The following is a 15,985-nucleotide window of genomic DNA, read 5'->3' as shown; positions in this document are numbered from 1 at the left end:
GCGCAAGGCGCAACGATAAATTCTATTTGCTGCAATTCTAGCATGATGCTTTTGGCAATAACCTGATGGGAATCAAAATCTCAACAGGGTGAAAAAATGCTAAAAACTTACCTCGCGCCTCTTTCTACGGCATTGGTTCTTTCGACCGCGCTGGTTGCACCAGCCCACGCAGAAACGCTGCGTATGGCGTCGCAGGGCGATGCAACCAGCCTTGATCCGCACAGCCACAACGAGAGCTTTACCAACTACTTTTTGGCCAATATCTACGAAGGTCTTGTTGCACGCGACAGAAACTTCGAGATTGCAGGCCAGTTGGCAGAAAGCTGGGAACAGGTCGATGCAACCACATGGCGCTTCAAGTTGCGCGATGGTGTGACGTTTCATGATGGGTCTGCTTTCGCCGCCGATGATGTGATTTTCAGCATGGACCGCGCCTTGTCTGAAACCTCGAACTTCAAACACGTGCTGGCCTCCGTCGAAAGCTACAGCGCGGTCGACGACATGAACGTCGAAATCGTAACCAAAGCGCCGAACCCGATCCTGCTGAACGATCTGCTGGACCTTATGATCCTCGATAAACAATGGGCCGAAGCGAACGGCGCGGCGGAACCAATCAATCTTCAGGCCGAAGAAAAGGCATTCAGCGCGACCAACGCCAACGGCACTGGTCCATTTTCCGTCGTGTCTCGCGCGCAGGGTGAAGAGACGACGCTGACCGCTTTTGATGGCTATTGGGGCGAGACAGGCAATGTGACCGAAGTTGTCTTCACGCCCATCAACAACGCGGCGACGCTTGTATCGGCGCTGTTGTCTGGCGAGGTTGATCTGGTGATGCCACTGCCATTGCAGGACATTGCACGCGTCGAAGCCGGTGAGGGCGTCAAAGTCGTCTCCAGCGCCGAGGCGCGCACGATGTATATCGGAATGGACCAATGGCGCGATCAAATCATCGAAAGCCCTGTCGAGGGCAACCCGTTCCTTGATCTGCGGGTCCGTCAGGCCATCGCCCACGCCGTGGATGCACAGGCCATCATCGACCGCGTGATGCAGGGGCAGGCCACGCTGGCCACTCAATACGTCATGGATAAGGTGAACGGCTACAACCCCGATCTGACGCGGCTGGAATATAACGTGGACACGGCCAAGGCGCTTCTTGCCGAGGCAGGCTACCCCGATGGGTTCGAGCTGACGATGGATTGCTCTACCGACCGCTATGTGAACGACGGGCAGATTTGTCAGGCCACGGTCAGCCTGCTGGCACGGGTCGGCATCACGGTAAACCTGATCGCCCAGCCCAAAGCCCAGTTCTTTCCCAAAGTGGTTGCGCCTGATTTCGGCACCTCGTTCTTCCTGCTCAGCTGGACACCCTCCACCATGGACAGCCTGAACGTGTTCCAAAACGTGCTGGGCACGCGCGATCTGGACAACGGTGTGGGTGCCTGGAACATCTCCGGCTGCTCGGTGCCAGAAGCGGACACATTGGCGGCAGAGGCTGCGGTGACCATGGATGCAGCGGCACGCGAGGCTATGCTGCAAGACGCCATGGCGCTGATGGTCGAAGATGTCTGCCTGGTGCCGCTGCATGTGCAGCAATTGGTCTGGGGTGCGGCCGAGAATATCGATGTTGTGCAGCACCCGACGTTTGAATTCCCGCTGGAATACTTCAACGTCAACTAAGCCTTGGTTTTGCGGCCTGGTCACATCACCCGTCATATCGGACCGCATCCTCCAAAGTCTCTCCTATCAAATGGAACACTGAAATGTACTTTCTGCTGGCCCGCGTGTTTCAGGCCACGATTGTCATGCTCTGCGTTGCCCTTGTCGGCTTCCTTGTCTTTCAATTCGTGGGCGACCCGGTTCTGTCTCTGGTGGGACAGGAAACAACCGTAGAAGACCGCGAAGCGCTGCGCGAAAGCCTTGGTTTGAACGATCCGATCCTTATGCAATACGCCCGCTATGTCGTGAACGCCGTGCAGGGTGATTTCGGGATTTCCTACAGCTTCAATCGCGACGTGAGCGAAATGATTGCCGACAGACTGCCCGCAACCGTTGAACTGGTGCTGTTGTCCGGCGTGCTGTCGCTGCTGCTGGCCATTCCCGCAGGGATCTACACCGGCATTCGACGCAAGGGCGGGATTGCCCAGACGATCATGGCGATTTCTGTCATCGGCGTGTCCATCCCTTCGTTTCTGCTCGGTATACTTCTGATCTTGGTGTTCTCGGTCTGGCTGAACTGGTTGCCTTCTTTTGGTCGCGGCGATCTGGCGACGGTTTTCGGATTACGCTCCAGCCTGTTTACATGGGACGGGCTCAGCCATGCACTGATGCCGGCCGCTGTCCTTTGCCTATTCCAGCTTGGTGTGATCCTGCGCCTGATCCGCGCCGAAATGCTGGAGGTGCTGCGCACCGATTACATCCGCTTTGCTTGGGCGCGCGGGCTGCCCGGCAAAAGAGTTTACTTCGGCCACGCGCTGAAAAACACTCTGGTGCCGGTTGTCACCGCGATTGGCTTGCAGCTCAGCTCGCTTTTTGCGTTTTCGATCATCACAGAGCTGGTCTTTCAATGGCCGGGCATGGGTTCGCTCTTGCTGCATGCCATCGGGCAAAGCGACATCCCGCTGCTGGCCGCATATCTGATCTTTGTCGGTCTGGTGTTCACGATTTCCAACCTTTTGGTGGACGCAATCTATGTGCTGATCGACCCGCGTATTCGACATGGAGCACTTTGATATGTTTGACCGTATCCGCTCTGATTTCTGGTACGAATTGCTCAATTCGCCCGTCACCATTGTCTCTGCCATCATCATTGTGCTGATGATTGTTGGCTGCACCTTTGCCCCAATCTTCGCACCGCACACGCCGTTTGATCCCGCGACGATCTCGATCATGGATAACAACATGCCACCTGCTTGGGCTGACGGCGCTGATCCGCGATTTCTGTTGGGAACGGATTTGCAGGGGCGCGACGTCTTGTCGGCCATGCTTTATGGCGGGCGGATTTCGCTGCTGGTCGGTATTGGCGCTGTTGCCCTGTCGGTTGTGATTGGCATGACTGTTGGCTTGCTTGCAGGGTATTTTGGCGGGATGACGGATGCAGTCCTGATGCGCATTGCCGAAGTCCAGTTTGCCTTCCCGCCCATTCTGATCGCGCTTTTGTTCAATGGCATCCTCAAGGCCTCGCTGCCCGCAGATGTCTTTGCGCAAGCCGCTGTGCCGATCATGATCCTCGCCATTGGATTGGCGGGCTGGGTTCAATTTGCGCGGATTGTACGTGCCTCGACACTGGTTCAGCGCAATCAGGACTACGTAACCGCCTGTCATGCCTTGGGCTTGCCGACGCTCACCATTATCCTGCGCCACATCACTCCCAATATTCTTGGGCCGGTGCTGGTGCTTGCCATGTTGCAAATCGCCGTGGCCATCGTGACCGAAGCAACGCTGTCTTTTCTGGGCCTTGGCACCCCCCTGACCGAACCCTCGCTGGGGGCGTTGATCCAGATCGGCAGCCAATACCTGTTCTCGGGTGTTTGGTGGGTCGTGATCTTCCCCGGCATCATGCTGCTGGTGATGGTGGTTGCGTTCAACCTCGTCGCCGACTGGATTCGCGACTATTTGAACCCGAGGCTGCGATGACCGATATTCTGTGCGAAACCAAAGACCTCAAGGTCACCTTCCCCCATCGCTTGGGTGACTTCACGGCCGTACATAGCTTTGACCTGAAGGTGCGGCGCGGTGAGATTGTCGGGCTCATCGGCGAAAGCGGCGCGGGCAAATCGACCGTCGGCAACGCGATTATGGGGCTTTTGTCCCATCCCGGGCAGGTGTCCGGTGGGCGGATCGCGCTGGAGGGCGAGAACCTGATTGAGCTGTCTGAGCCGGCGATGGCGCGTATGCGTGGGCGGCGGATTGGTATGATTTTCCAAGACCCGATGACCTCGCTCAACCCGCTGATGACCGTTGGCGCGCAACTGGCGGAATCCATCGCGGTGCTTCAAGACATCCCCGTGGCACAGGCGCGCCAAATGGCGATCGAACGGTTGGACGGTGTGGGCATCCCTGAGCCAGCCACGCGCATCGATCAATACCCGCACGAGTTTTCCGGCGGTATGCGCCAGCGGGTCGTGATTGCCCTTGCCATGGCGGGAGACCCCGACCTGCTGATCGCGGATGAGCCGACAACGGCGCTTGATGTCTCCGTTCAAAAACAGGTGCTAGACCTGATCAAGAGCATTTGTGTGGAACGCTCCTTGGGGGTGATTTTGGTCACCCATGATATGGGGGTCATCGCCGAAACTGCGGATCGGGTCTATGTGATGCGACACGGCGCTTTGGTGGAAACGGGCCCCACGGCTCAGGTCATCCAGAGGCCCGGCGAGCGCTACACCAAAGAGCTGATTGCCGCGATCCCCAGCATCGAGCGACGCGAAGAAAGGTTTCGCAATCCGGTCAAGAAAACCGACGAAATCGACCAGTGGCTGCTCCAAGGGCACAAGGACGAAGCCAGCGGCGATTACGTCACCGCCAGCGCGTTGACCAAAGATTTTGCAACCAAGAAAAAGTCGTTCTGGGGCAAAGCGGGCTCATTCCGGGCCGTGGATATCCCCGGTCTCAACATTCAACGCGGTGAGGTTCTGGGCCTTGTTGGCGAAAGCGGTTCGGGTAAATCGACCCTTGGGCGGATGATGACGGGCCTTATACCGCCCAGTTCGGGTGAGGTGGTCTATGGCGATCACGGGCCTTTGGTAGACGTACGCTCCCGCGTGGCGCGCAAGGCGCTACGCCGGGATGTTCAGGTGGTTTTCCAAGACCCGTATTCATCGCTCAACAGTCGCATGCGCGTTGATCAAATTCTGGCTGAACCTATCCGCTTCCACGGTCTGGCGGATCGCCACGAAATTCCTCGGCTGGTTGGTGCCTTACTGGAGCGTGTGGGCCTTCCGGCAGTAGCGGGGCGCAAGTTTCCGCATCAGTTTTCGGGCGGCCAGCGTCAGCGCATTTGCATAGCGCGCGCGCTGTCTGTACGGCCCCGCTTTCTTCTGTGTGATGAGCCAACGTCGGCGTTGGATGTCTCTATTCAGGCCGACATGCTGGCCCTGTTAATGGAGTTGCGCCGGTCGCTTGGGCTGACGATGCTGTTTGTCAGTCATGACCTGGCCGTCGTGCGTCAGGTATCCGATCGCGTGGCGGTGATGAAGCAAGGTGAGATCGTCGAATGCCGCGACGCCGAGGCTTTGTATGACGCGCCGGAGAACAACTATACTCGGATGCTTTTGGACACTGCGCCACGTGCAAACAGACATTAACAAGAACAGGTTGAGGAGAGAGAAACATGATTGGGGTGATAGGATGCGGTGCAATGGGCGGCGCGATGATTGCGCGGCTGGTTGAGAAGGGCCACGAAGTTCATTGCTTTGATGCAATGCCAGAGGCACGCGCACAGGCCGAAGCGGTTGGCGGCAGGGCTTGTGAAAGTCTGGCCGCGCTGGCGCAAGTATGTGACCAGATTGTCCTGTCGCTACCAAAAGCCGAGATCGTGACCAGCGTTATGGCGGACCTTGCGCCCCATGTGCGCGCGGGCACGATCATTCTGGACACCTCCACCTCTGAGCCGGACACTACCAAAGCGCATGCCGCAGCCGCCGTAGGCTATACGTTTCTGGATGGGCCCGTCAGCGGCGGACCGGGCGGCGCGCGTGCGGGCACGATGACCATGGTTCTGGGCGGACCAGCCGAGGCAATAGACGCATTGCGCCCCGTGCTGGATGATTTGACGGCCAAGACAGTGCATGTTGGCCCTGCAGGCGCGGGCCATGCCGCGAAGATCGCTAATAATCTTTTGTGTGCCGCGAACCTTGTGCTGGTCAGCGAAATGGCGCGCCTGGCCGACAGCAATGGCATCCCGCTCGAAAGCCTATTGCAGGGCATCAATGCAGGGTCCGGACGCAGCGGCGTCAGCGAGGTAAATTTCCCAAAATGGATTCTGAACGAGGGGTACGATTCAGGGTTTACAATGGGTTTGATGCGCAAAGACGTCGGGCTCGCCACAAAATTGGCGTCCCAGGGCGGCCTTAATCTGCCCGCCACAAAAGCCATCGTGGCGATCTGGGAAAACAGCCGGGCGCTGTTAGAGGACAGCGCTGATTTCAATGAAATATTCAAATACGAGGCCACTGAAAATGTCTGATCGTAAAGACCTTCTAACGTCACTGATGTCTGATCTGGGGCTTCGTGCAACTGTGCAAAGCCTTGTTGGCGGCAAGCTCTGTGATGGTGCAGGTGATGCTGTGATCCTTGAAGATCCTTATGCCCAAATCGAATTGGCACGTTATGCTGATTGCGGTGCAGCACTGGCGGCTGCGGCTTGTCTTGCTGCGGCAGCCGCTCAGGAAGGTTGGGCATCTGGATATTCTGCGGCACAACGTGGTGACGTCATGCAGGACATTGCCCGCGCAGTCCTCGACAATGCGGAGCCGTTGGCCAAGCTCGAAGCCCTGGTCGCTGGCAAGCCGATCCGCGATTGTCGGGTCGAGGTCGCCAAGGTCGCGGAGATGTTCCGCTATTATGCGGGTTGGGCTGATAAGCTGCACGGCGAGGTTATCCCCGTCCCAAGCGGCCATTTGAACTATACTCTGCGTGAGCCTTTGGGCGTGGTTTTCCAGATCACACCTTGGAATGCACCTATTTTTACGGCGGGTTGGCAAATCGCCCCGGCCGTCGCCACGGGCAACGGCGTGGTCATCAAGCCCAGCGAGTTGACGCCGCTGACAACCGTTGCCTTGGTCCGCATCGCCGAAGACGCGGGCCTGCCCAAAGGGCTGGTGAATGTGCTGTGTGGATTGGGCCCGACAACAGGTCAGGCTGCAATTAAACATGACAAGGTGCGCAAGGTCATTTTCGTAGGCTCCCCCGAGACGGGGCGGCGCGTTGCCGTGGCAGCCGCGCAAGCGCTGAAACCTGCGGTGCTGGAACTGGGCGGAAAATCGGCCAATATTGTCTTTGACGATGCCAACCTGAAACACGCAGCCCTTGGCGCGCAGGCGGCGATCTTTTCGGGTGCGGGGCAAAGCTGTGTCGCAGGCTCGCGCCTTTTGGTGCAGCAGTCGGTGTATAATGAGCTGACGGATATGATCGCAGGGGGGATGGACGGTATCACATTGGGTGATCCGCTGGATGAGGCCACCGAAGTCGGCCCGATCAGCAATGGCCGCCAGTTCGCCCATGTGACGGGCATGATCCAGGGCGCGCGCGACGAAGGGGCCAGTGTCCGAACGCGATCAACCACGCCCGAGACCGGTTTTTTTGTGCCGCCAACTGTTTTGTCCGGTCTGGGGAACACCGCCACCGTCGCCCAGACAGAAATCTTCGGCCCCGTGGTCACAGCGATCCCTTTTGCGGATGAAGACGAGGCCATCGCCATTGCCAATGACACATTATTCGGCTTGGCGGGCGCAGTTTGGACATCTGATGTTGGCTGTGCCCATCGGGTGTCAACCGCCGTGCGGGCGGGCACCTTCTGGATCAACAGCTATAAGGCGATCCATGTGTCCTCACCCTTTGGCGGATCACTGAACTCCGGCTTTGGTCGCTCCAGCGGCAGTGACGCCTTGATTGAATATACCAGCCCCAAATCGGTTTGGTTGGATAGCGGCAAAACGCCCAAGATCGCATTTGGATATGTGTCGTAATAAACGGAAAGGCGAGGGCGCGCCTGCCTAAACAAAGAAAGCAGTAAAATGCCGGTTCCTGATTTTTTCACGACACAACAGCCGACATGGACACGGTGGCGGCGCGATCTCCACAAACATCCGGAACTGGCGTATCAAGAGCATCGCACATCCGAGTTTGTTGCCCAACAACTGACCCAGATGGGGATAGAGGTGCATCGCGAGTATGGCGGCACGGGGATCGTCGGCGTGCTGAAATGCGGCGATGGCCCCAACATTGGCCTGCGCGCAGATATGGATGCACTGCCGATTGTTGAAGAAAGCCAAGCACCCTACAAATCTGTCCATGACGGTGTCATGCATGCGTGTGGTCATGGCGGGCACACAACAATGTTGCTCGCAGCGGCGCAATATCTGGCACAAACCAAACGTTTTTCCGGCACGGTGACGTTTATTTTTCAACCCGCCGAGGAATGTGAGGCTGGTGCGCGCCGCATGATCGAAGACGGGTTGTTTAATGACCATCCCGTTGATGAGGTCTATGCCCTGCACAACTGGTCTGGTCTGGCGGCGGGTAACTTTTCGGTGCGTCCAGGGGCGCAGATGGCCGGATTTGATACCTTCGATATTGCGGTCAGCGGACGCGGTGGGCATGCAGCAATGCCGCATGAGTGCACTGATAGCATCGTTGCTGCGGGGCAATTGATAGGTGCCTTACAATCCATTGTATCGCGCAGTCTTGACCCACAATCGCCTGCGGTGCTCAGTGTAACACAAATTCATGCAGGCGATGCTTACAACATCATACCAGCTGCGGTGCGTCTTGCGGGTTGTACGCGCTATTTTGACGGGGCAGTAAAACAGCAGTTGCAAGCGCGCATGGCCGAGGTTTGCAAAGGGCTTGGCGATCAACACTCGGTCGACGTCAGCCTTGATTACAGCGCGGTTTATCCGCCGACAATCAACAACCCAGCCAGTCAGCAAAAAGCAATAGCGACAGCAACGCGAATCGTAGGGCAGGACTCCGTTCACGACGCGCAAAACCCTTCGATGGCGTCTGAAGACTTCGCCTTCATGCTTGAGCAGGTACAAGGTGCATATGTTTGGCTCGGCAATGGTCCCGTTTCGGAATTTGGCGCGCTACATTCACCGCGCTATGATTTCAACGATGCGATCCTTCCTGTCGGAGCGCAGTTTCTTGCAACACTGGTTGAAGGCGCAAAACGATGAAGACAGTGCTATGACTTTGATCGCGGACACCGAAGCGCTGTTGCACGACAATCCTGAGGTCGCAGCCATTTTAGGGATCGAGCCGCGGCGATTTGTCGATTTCCCCGACCTCGCAGGCGCAGTTTTGGCCGCGTTTGGTGGCGTATCCGCAGAAATGGTGCAGCGCGTCTACGAGGCGAGCCCCGCCTTGGTGGACCTCAGCATTCGTGACGTTGCGGAAACGGCACGGCGCAATTTTGAGCCAGGAGGCGCAGTTGCCACGCTCTTGTTTGCACGCGGGGTTCACGCCGTCATGGCCCACCGCATCGCGCATCATCTGTGGCAGGAGGGGGATCACACCCGCGCTCTGGCGATCAAGTCGCGTCTTGGGCGTGCTTTTTCAACAGATATCCACCCCGCCGCGCGTATTGGCGCAGGCTTCTGGCTGGATCATGGCTTGGGCTTTGTGGCGGGCGAAACCTGTGTGATCGGACAAGACGTGTCGATCTGGCATAACGTGACCTTGGGCAGCACCCTGTGCGACAGCGGACCGCAGCGCCATCCGATCATCGGGGACGGCGCCGTCATTGGGGCGGGTGCGACGATCCTTGGCAATGTGACCGTCGGGGCCGGCGCAAATGTGGCCGCAGGCGCGGTGGTCGTCACCGATGTAGCACCGGGAACCGTCGTCGTTGGTGCCAAAGCCAGACAGGTTGGGACCGCCAAAGTATCTTTTCGAGAGCCGCAGGAGTAGCTTTATGAACGCCTCCTTTGGCATAGACCACCCCTTGATCGCCTTGCACGACATCAATGCGTTGCGCGACAGGCTGATCTCAATGGGGTTCAACATGACCCCGATCGGCAAACACCCATGGGGCACCAGCACCAGCCTCGCGATGTTCCAAGGCTGCTTGTTGGAAATCATGGGCATTTATGACGCAACATTGATTGATGAAGTCCCCGCAGGTGATTTTCACTTCGGGCGGCATGTTTATGAAAACCTCAAGCAGCGTGAAGGCGTTGCCCTGTCAGCGCTGCACAGTACCAATTCAATCGAAGATGCCGCTTTTGCCGAAAAAGCGGGGTTCCACCTAGCGGGCCACCTCGAATTCGGCCGTGACGTGACCTTGCCGGACGGCAGCGGGGGCCGCACCAAGACCTCGCTCGCCTTGTTGCCAAACCGAACTTACCCGCGCCTGTCGCTCTTCTTGTGCCAGCAGCACCGTCCTGAGTTGATTTATGTGCCCTCTTGGATGGGGCACCCGAATTCTGTTCATGGCTATGCAGGGGCGACCGTGTTGGCCGAACTGGATGATATGGCACCCCTGATCGACCAATTCTCTGGCCTGTACGGTGACCCACGTTCGGTCGACGGTGGCGTTGCATTTGAGACTGCAAACGGCAGACTCAAATTGCTGGTGCGTTCTGCGATCGAATCGCTCTACGGACCCCTTCCAGCACCTGTCACGGATGACGGGGAGCCTGCTTTCGTGGCACTGGACCTTAAATATTCCAATAGTGCAAATCTGGAGGCATGTTTGCGAGCCTCCGGTGTTGAATACATTAAGAATGGGACGGAATTTCGCCTCTTGAATGCTCATCTATCCGGCAACACATTTTTGAATTTTGTTCCCGCTTGAAGAGTTTTGATTCTGCGATGCGATCTGCCTGAATGACCAGCTCTTGCGCTGCACCGCAACACTGGAAATAGCGAAGGTGCAGAAGTTATCGTGCTGCGAGCGCTCAAAGTGAGAAAAATACCGGTCCGGTGTGGGCTCGGAGCGGCCCAATGCACTTGCAGAAACACCGCTTGCCAGCGACTTCGGACACCAGCCGTTCAACCTGATGCTATGTTCTTGCTGTCAGCGCGGTGCTGATGTCTGGGTTTGGAGGGAGGATTGGAGGGCAAGTAATGCCAAGAGTCCAACTTCCCGCAGTCACCTCAAAACATAAAGCATGGAACAAAGGGCGGATAGTAGGTCAGAAACGACCGCTGCTTCCCAAACAAGTGTGGGCCATACGTGCCCGGCTCGAACTTGCAGGTTATCTTCGCGATCTTGCGCTGTTCAACGTCGCAATTGATAGCAAACTACGTGGTTGCGATCTGGTCACTCTCGCCGTCACGGATTTGGTCAAAGAGGATCGCGTTCGTGAACGCGTTTCAATAATCCAGAGTAAGACCAAGAAACCCGTACAGTTCGAACTGACTGAAAATACGAGAGATACAGTCATTGCGTGGGTAAGATCACCTGAGATGATCGGGTGCCGCTTCATGTTCCCTAGCCGCTTCCATGACCGCCCGCATATCTCGACACGTCAATATGGTCGACTTGTGCGAGACTGGGTGACAGCGATTGGCTTGGAACCCAGCGGATACGGTACACACTCGATGCTGTAGTTTCATTTGTTTTCTCCAGTTTTTATGGGACCGACGCGATCAAGCTTCGGCCGGCTGTTCCGCTGACAGTGCTTTGGTGACAACTTCGGAGGCGAAGCCAAACCCAGCGCCGATGGCCATGGCGAGCATCGCGACCAATGTTGGGTGCATTCCAACTTCGCCGACGGTGATCGTTGTTTGCGTGGCAGCCGTTGTGCCAACCAAAGAAGCAAAGCCGAAAACGATAGCTGGTGTGAAATCCAGCAATTTCTTAATGGACGCGAACACCATTGCTGAAGTTCCAAGGCCCACTAAAATGGCTGCAAATAAAGGTCCGGAAGGTCCTAGCTTAATGATCAAAAGGGTGGTCGACGCGATGAGGATACCGGTGAAGTTGGACGCAATCGATTTGATAATTCCGGCCGTGCCGCCGCCGCAGGCAAAAAACGAAGCCCATGCGATGAACGTGACCCACACCGGAACCAGGATGAGAGTTGCTGTAATGTAGGTGTCAATGGCACCCAGTACGCCAAGACTGATCATAGCCGCGACAAGAGGTGGGAACATAACGATTTCTCCTTGTTGGTTGCACGCTTCGGCCTTTTCGACCGTAATTATTGCGCCTCAAACGGCGAGTTCTTCTGCAAGTGCGTAGGCGGACTGCAAACCGGCCCGAAGAGCGGTCTCATCCAGATTTCTGCCAATGAAGACGATTTGACTGTTGCGATGTTCGCCGGGTTTCCAAACAGCACCAGGTCGCCCGTCCAGCGTCATATGAACACCGTGGCAGACAAAGCGGCGGGGCTCATCCGCGAAATTCATGACACCTTTTAGGCGAAAAAGGTCTTTACCTGTGTCTTGGACCAACGTGTTCAACCACTTGTTGAACAATTCAGGGACCAGTGGCGTATCATCCTGCAAGGCGACGCAGGTGATACTTTCGTCGTGCTCATGATCATGTTCGTGATCGTCGAGCAAATCGGGTTCGATGGTAAGGATCCGTTTCAGGTCGAACGCGCCGATGTCCAATATTTCTGATGGGGCCACATTGCAGTTTTGTGCCCGTACAATTCGCACCAGCGGGTTGAGGCCCCGCATCTTAGTTTCGACCGCGCGCAACGTGTCTTCGGATTCAAGGTCGACTTTGTTGAGGATCACAAGATCCGCGAAACAGATCTGTTCTTTCGCGATCTCTTGCTCGAGCTGAGTTGCGATGTGGCGGGTATCGACCACAGTCACGATCGCATCGAGTGCCATGCGTTTTGAGAGCACTTCGTCGAGTACGAAAGTTTGGACAACCGGTGCCGGATCAGCAAGGCCAGAGGTTTCAATCACGATCCGGTCAATATCGTGACCGGCTTCCAAAAGGTTACGCAAGGCGCTGATTAAATCGGACCGAACCGTACAACAGATGCAACCGTTGTTAAGCTCAACCACCTCATCCTCGGTATCGACCACAAGCTGTCCGTCAATCCCCACCTCACCATATTCATTTACAACGACCACGATTTTCTCACCCGTGGTATTGTGAAGGATGTGGTTCAAAAGCGTAGTTTTTCCCGCACCGAGAAATCCGGTCAGTACTGTCGTGGGAATAGCAGTCATCAGATACTCCAGTATTGTTTTGGTTGCCGATGGCATGTTTCTAAAAATGCAGCGGACAACGCAGTTAGATAATTTGATTTGCGACTTGCTGTGGTGTCGATCTAACTTGCGCCGTAGAGTTGCATGGATTGATTCAAGGAAAACCGTGAACGCTGGTCAGTGTTGACAAAGCGTTAATGTATGCGGACAAAGAACATGCAAATCCGGCCATTGCTTGAAAATTTGGCACGGTTGATCGAAAAACGCACAAAAATGCGCGGCCTTATCTGGGCAGAATCCAATATTCTTTTAAGTTTTTACTCATCTGCAGATATCGGCTTCCGCATTTTGGTTTCAGCCCTGAAGGCAGACACCTGGACCGCCAAACTGCTCAACGAGAACCCCTTCAGGCTGGCGAAGTTCACCATGGCCCAAAAAATCAACGTCTTCTTTTTTGATCCTCAGTCTCCCCCCCAGCAGATGGCCAAAGCAATCGCCTGCCGGGTAGTGCATGGCGACGCGGTAGCAACAAAAACACCGACCGGCTTCTTAGGCAGTACTTCCCGAAAGGCGCTGATACATCGGGCTTTAGTCAAACCAAAATCAGCGCTGTCGCTCGGCAGCTCAACGAGCGACAGCGAAAGACCTTGCAATACCAAACGCCAGCAGAAAAATTTGAAGCCTGTGTTGCGGCGATTTGTTGAAACCACATTGATCTAGCAGCCATTCGCCAAAGAGAACTCAACGACGGCAAAGTGTCGCGTCTCGATTGTCGAAAACTGACTGCAGCGAAAGGGTGGTCTGGATTCGGCGTCTCGTGGCGGGGTTCAATGACCGTTTCGGCGACGTGGGTTGCAACGCAGCAACAATTATGCCGCAGATGCGAGGTTTTTCTGCGTCAGCAATTACTGCGTCTGCACAAGTCCGGAATGTCCCGCAGTCTGTAAATTCGGCCACTGATCTTTGCTGCGCACTGCTCGAACGGCTGGTTTTCCCGCCGCGCGGCAGCACCGAATTTTTCGCTGGCGCAGCATTGTCCACGCTGCGAGCGCACGCAGCAGGAAAACCAAATTCACACTGTGGGCTCTTTCCCGGCATTCGCGGCACAAGTCACGAATGTCAGGTTCCAATTTGGAGTTAGTTTCGCAACACTTCTAACGAACCAATGCAAGGAACAATTTATTCCATTCATTTGTGGCACTGTAGCAGACGGGTCCTATCCACCACGTACTAAAAGGCTTGTCTAATCCCAGACCTAGATTAGACACAAGTATCTGGTTTAAATGAATTTTTCGGCTTGACTGCCCTTTTCCCTCTAGCCAGCGAGTCACGATTATGCGATTCTCTCCACAGTTTGGACGGGAATGACGATGCCATTAGTCTACAATTCTGCTGAGCGGCGTGGCTTACACTCAACGAACCCGTTGGTTCGACATCAAGAAATCCGTGAGGCATTGAAGCTGCGCGGATACACTATGTCGGATATCGCGCGCGAATTGGGCATATCGCCAGCTTCTGTAACTACCGTCAGCCAAGGGTATAGACGAAGCGCGCGGGTTGAAGAGCATATAGCTCAACTACTTGATACCACAGCCGCTGGTCTCTTTCCCGAACGTTACGAGAAGGAGGGCCAACCGTGACTTAGTCTACAGTAAGTCAGAAAAAGAAAAGGCCTTAGAGCGCCAACTCTAAGGACCTTAGGAGGGCAAGGAGCCCAGTTTCTTATCTCCTTGATCCACCGAACCACACCAAAAGTCAAGCGCGCTGCGAGCCTTGAAGCAATCGGCGTGTCCAATTCATGATCAAGGAGAACAACATGACCATCTCTGCTAAAGATACCCAACCCACTCGGCCGACTGGCCCGGTTTTCGAATTTTCCACGGCATCAGTTCCAATTCAGCTCCCGCAGAAACTTCGCGGAAGCCGCAAGATCCGGTCGCGGTCAGCTATCAGTGCTCGCGGCGTACTCGTAGCCCGTATCCGTGGGGCTGAGCGCCTTACGCGCATCGGATACGAAAGCTCACTCGAGCGCTCGTTCGCCCTCATGGCACTAGCGGGAGTAGAAACTGTCGATATTGTGGAGCAGCCTTTCACGCTTCGCTATATTGATGCCGCTGGCAGGACGCGCCGATACACCTTTGATTACTTGGTCACCAAGCGTGATGGCCGCCGTATCGCAATTGAAGTCAAGACTTCGCAACAAGCAAAAAAGCCAAAGGTCATTGAAAAGATAAGCGATGCGGCATCGCGACTGGTGCCTGACTACGCTGATGAGGTTTTTCTCTTTACCGAGCGAAACTTTACCCACACCCAGATCGAAAATGCTGAGCAATTCATGAACTGCCAACGGGAGATCGATCCTGACGCAGACGATCAACTTGCTGAGATAATTTCAGCTCTCAAAAGCAACATGACAGTTTCCGATCTCGTCAAGGTTTCTGGTTTGGCTGAGCGCGGATACCCGGCGGTTGTACGCGCGATGTACAACAACCTATTACATTGGGACAGGCAAGCGCTCATCGGACCAAAAACAATGGTTAGCCGGGAGGTGGCACAATGTCCGGTCCCCGCTTTGAAACGTCGCGCTTCGACAGAATGACTCTAAATGGAGTTTTCTTTCAGCCAGATGGTCAAAATGATGAATATGTCCGTTTTCGTCACCTCGATGGCACGGATGTCTGCTCGGTCTTCACCTATGACGACATCGAAAAGATGCGGAAGAGTTCCGGATGGCGATACGAAAAGAACTGGTTTGCCGAGAGTGCTTCCCCGATCGAGGCAGCCAAAGTACCGGAGGCGATGACATCAGCGCTCTCGATTGAGGATCAGGAGGAGCTTGCTTGGCTCAGAATGGTCTTCGGGGTTATCGATGAGCTACATGACGCTGGAAAGCTTGCCTACAGCCATGAGAGCTTCGCAGCAAATCGTCAGACGTTAGAAGCACTGATCAACAAGCGTGACATTGAGAGAAAAAACCTCAAGGCAAAACCTCGTGGGCGTTCGAAGGCCGAAGTCCATGTTTTGTCATCTAATTCAACGCTTTTGCGACTCCATCGAAAGTACCGTAGATTTGGGCGATCCATGCAGCCATTCATGCCAAAGAAAGGCTTTGCGCGGAGGCCTTTGCACTATGACTACGACTCTCAGGAAT

The 15,985-nt window shown here is 55.6% G+C and carries 12 protein-coding genes and 2 pseudogenes; 12 read left to right on the top strand and 2 right to left on the bottom strand.

Translation table 11 applies throughout. The features are described 5' to 3' along the window. Positions 1-96: 96 nt before the first annotated feature. From R8G34_11095 to R8G34_11050, 10 genes and pseudogenes are all read left to right on the top strand, one after another. Positions 97-1,677: an ABC transporter substrate-binding protein gene (locus tag R8G34_11095; protein ID MDW3223414.1), complete on the top strand. Its 1,581-nt coding sequence runs from the start codon at positions 97-99 to the stop codon at positions 1,675-1,677. A gap of 83 nt (positions 1,678-1,760) precedes the next feature. After that, positions 1,761-2,729, top strand: a complete 969-nt coding sequence (locus tag R8G34_11090) for an ABC transporter permease (protein ID MDW3223413.1) — start codon at positions 1,761-1,763, stop codon at positions 2,727-2,729. A 1-nt stretch (position 2,730) separates the two neighbouring features. Beyond that, a complete protein-coding gene (locus R8G34_11085) occupies positions 2,731-3,633 on the top strand; it encodes an ABC transporter permease (protein ID MDW3223412.1) in 903 nt (300 codons plus the stop codon). Further along, positions 3,630-5,303, top strand: a complete 1,674-nt coding sequence (locus R8G34_11080) for an ABC transporter ATP-binding protein (protein MDW3223411.1) — start codon at positions 3,630-3,632, stop codon at positions 5,301-5,303. Before R8G34_11085 ends, R8G34_11080 begins: the two co-directional genes overlap by 4 nt. A gap of 26 nt (positions 5,304-5,329) precedes the next feature. Then, on the top strand, positions 5,330-6,184 hold the full coding sequence (locus R8G34_11075) for an NAD(P)-dependent oxidoreductase (protein MDW3223410.1): 855 nt from the start codon (positions 5,330-5,332) through the stop codon (positions 6,182-6,184). After that, the gene (locus R8G34_11070) at positions 6,177-7,685 is read left to right on the top strand and encodes an aldehyde dehydrogenase family protein (protein MDW3223409.1); all 1,509 of its coding nucleotides are present in this window, start codon (positions 6,177-6,179) and stop codon (positions 7,683-7,685) included. The genes R8G34_11075 and R8G34_11070 overlap by 8 nt, the downstream gene beginning before the upstream one ends. Before the next feature lie 48 nt (positions 7,686-7,733). Further along, on the top strand, positions 7,734-8,894 hold the full coding sequence (locus R8G34_11065) for a M20 aminoacylase family protein (GenBank protein MDW3223408.1): 1,161 nt from the start codon (positions 7,734-7,736) through the stop codon (positions 8,892-8,894). Further along, positions 8,875-9,627 carry a serine acetyltransferase gene (locus R8G34_11060; protein ID MDW3223407.1) on the top strand — a complete coding sequence of 251 codons (753 nt, stop codon included), beginning with the start codon at positions 8,875-8,877 and terminating at the stop codon, positions 9,625-9,627. Before R8G34_11065 ends, R8G34_11060 begins: the two co-directional genes overlap by 20 nt. A gap of 4 nt (positions 9,628-9,631) precedes the next feature. After that, entirely contained in the window at positions 9,632-10,513 is an 882-nt protein-coding gene (locus tag R8G34_11055) for a VOC family protein (protein ID MDW3223406.1), read from the top strand. 272 nt (positions 10,514-10,785) lie between these two features. Beyond that, a pseudogene (locus R8G34_11050) lies at positions 10,786-11,265 on the top strand (integrase). Between the two features lie 45 nt (positions 11,266-11,310). Here R8G34_11050 and R8G34_11045 read toward each other — a convergent pair. Continuing rightward, entirely contained in the window at positions 11,311-11,793 is a 483-nt protein-coding gene (locus R8G34_11045; GenBank protein MDW3223405.1) for a DUF1097 domain-containing protein, read from the bottom strand. 81 nt (positions 11,794-11,874) lie between these two features. After that, positions 11,875-12,855, bottom strand: a complete 981-nt coding sequence (locus R8G34_11040; protein ID MDW3223404.1) for a GTP-binding protein — start codon at positions 12,853-12,855, stop codon at positions 11,875-11,877. Between the two features lie 396 nt (positions 12,856-13,251). Between R8G34_11040 and R8G34_11035 the strand changes: the two are divergent. After that, positions 13,252-13,538 (top strand): annotated as a pseudogene (locus R8G34_11035) (hypothetical protein). 1,112 nt (positions 13,539-14,650) lie between these two features. After that, on the top strand, positions 14,651-15,433 hold the full coding sequence (locus R8G34_11030; protein ID MDW3223403.1) for a TnsA endonuclease N-terminal domain-containing protein: 783 nt from the start codon (positions 14,651-14,653) through the stop codon (positions 15,431-15,433). The last annotated feature ends 552 nt before the right edge of the window (positions 15,434-15,985 follow it).

It is taken from the genome of Paracoccaceae bacterium, from assembly GCA_033344815.1.
Taxonomy (GTDB): Bacteria; Pseudomonadota; Alphaproteobacteria; order Rhodobacterales; family Rhodobacteraceae; genus Roseobacter.
This window is presented reverse-complemented; position numbering and strand designations above follow the sequence as displayed.

Bases quoted from the DNA above. Each gene is read 5' to 3' on its own strand.
- R8G34_11095 (MDW3223414.1), top strand. From the start codon at position 97: ATGCTAAAAACTTACCTCGCGCCTCTTTCTACGGCATTGGTTCTTTCG.
- R8G34_11090 (MDW3223413.1), top strand. From the start codon at position 1,761: ATGTACTTTCTGCTGGCCCGCGTGTTTCAGGCCACGATTGTCATGCTC.
- R8G34_11085 (MDW3223412.1), top strand. From the start codon at position 2,731: ATGTTTGACCGTATCCGCTCTGATTTCTGGTACGAATTGCTCAATTCG.
- R8G34_11080 (MDW3223411.1), top strand. From the start codon at position 3,630: ATGACCGATATTCTGTGCGAAACCAAAGACCTCAAGGTCACCTTCCCC.
- R8G34_11075 (MDW3223410.1), top strand. From the start codon at position 5,330: ATGATTGGGGTGATAGGATGCGGTGCAATGGGCGGCGCGATGATTGCG.
- R8G34_11070 (MDW3223409.1), top strand. From the start codon at position 6,177: ATGTCTGATCGTAAAGACCTTCTAACGTCACTGATGTCTGATCTGGGG.
- R8G34_11065 (MDW3223408.1), top strand. From the start codon at position 7,734: ATGCCGGTTCCTGATTTTTTCACGACACAACAGCCGACATGGACACGG.
- R8G34_11055 (MDW3223406.1), top strand. From the start codon at position 9,632: ATGAACGCCTCCTTTGGCATAGACCACCCCTTGATCGCCTTGCACGAC.
- R8G34_11045 (MDW3223405.1), bottom strand. From the start codon at position 11,793: ATGATCAGTCTTGGCGTACTGGGTGCCATTGACACCTACATTACAGCA.
- R8G34_11040 (MDW3223404.1), bottom strand. From the start codon at position 12,855: ATGACTGCTATTCCCACGACAGTACTGACCGGATTTCTCGGTGCGGGA.
- R8G34_11030 (MDW3223403.1), top strand. From the start codon at position 14,651: ATGACCATCTCTGCTAAAGATACCCAACCCACTCGGCCGACTGGCCCG.